Raw genomic sequence first — 881 nt, 5'->3', positions numbered from 1 at the left:
GCCTGGCGCCATTGGATGCGGCTGTCGGCGCCTTGCCGCGAGGCGGCGTGGTCGAGCATCGGCAGGTTGAGGTCGGTCACGACATAGCGCGCGGCGGGGGACAGTCTTGGCGCCAGTGCGCGGGTGACGACCCCGGTGCCCGCGGCGGTTTCCAGAACGGCGCCGGGCGACAGGGACGCCGCCCGCTGCGCCAGGTCCGCGGCGTACGGCTCGAAGATCAACGGCACCATATAGCGATCGTAGTTTTCCGGAACAGAGCCGGCGAACACCTTGTCCGTTTCCAGCATTGCTATCCCCCTACGGTGCATTTGGTGGCGCGAGACTAGCATGTGGTTGCCTGTTTGGCGCGATTTTCGACCGAACCAACCCATATGCGGCGCACCCGGCAGCACAAAGGCGGGCTGTCCCGCCGACCCATCCAGCCGAAGGCGTCTATGCGCCAGCATTTAGGGGCGTCGCGGCGACACAAAAGAACTGCAGCGCACCCGGGGGGCCGCACATGGCACCTTGCTCCTCGAAAGCCAGGCCGGAGCCGACGATCAGGTCGCGCACCGTCCGCGATGCGATGATCTCGCCGGGCCGGGCATGGTCCAGAGACCGCGACGTGACCTCGATGGCGACTCCGCTGAACTCCTCGCCGTGCGACTCGCACTCGCCGATGTGGATCGACGAGCGGAAATTGGCAGCCAAAGGCTTCAGGCGCTCGCGAATGGCGACCGCACATTGGATGGCCCGCGTCGGCCGCTGGAAGACAGCGAGCACCTTGTCGCCGGATCGCCTGATCTCCCTGCCGTCGAACAGCAGCAACTGGTCCCGAATCGCTTCGGCGTGTTGGCCGATCGCCTTTTCGCCGGCAGGCGCGATCTCGATTGCCAGTACCG

General features: G+C 66.4%; 1 protein-coding gene and 1 pseudogene. Both read right to left on the bottom strand.

Going from position 1 to position 881, the window contains the following annotated elements; translation table 11 throughout:
* The coding region (locus EN745_RS35330) for a class I SAM-dependent methyltransferase (RefSeq protein WP_145992353.1) at positions 1–287 on the bottom strand (287 nt) is incomplete at its 3' end.
* 145 nt (positions 288–432) lie between these two features.
* Positions 433–881, bottom strand: a pseudogene (locus EN745_RS36475) (alpha/beta hydrolase); the annotation flags it as partial.

Source organism: Mesorhizobium sp. M4A.F.Ca.ET.022.05.2.1 (genome assembly GCF_003998845.1).
In the GTDB taxonomy this organism is placed as follows: domain Bacteria; phylum Pseudomonadota; class Alphaproteobacteria; order Rhizobiales; family Rhizobiaceae; genus Mesorhizobium.
The sequence above is the reverse complement of the archived record's forward strand: the minus strand, read 5'-3'. Positions and strand labels throughout refer to the sequence as shown.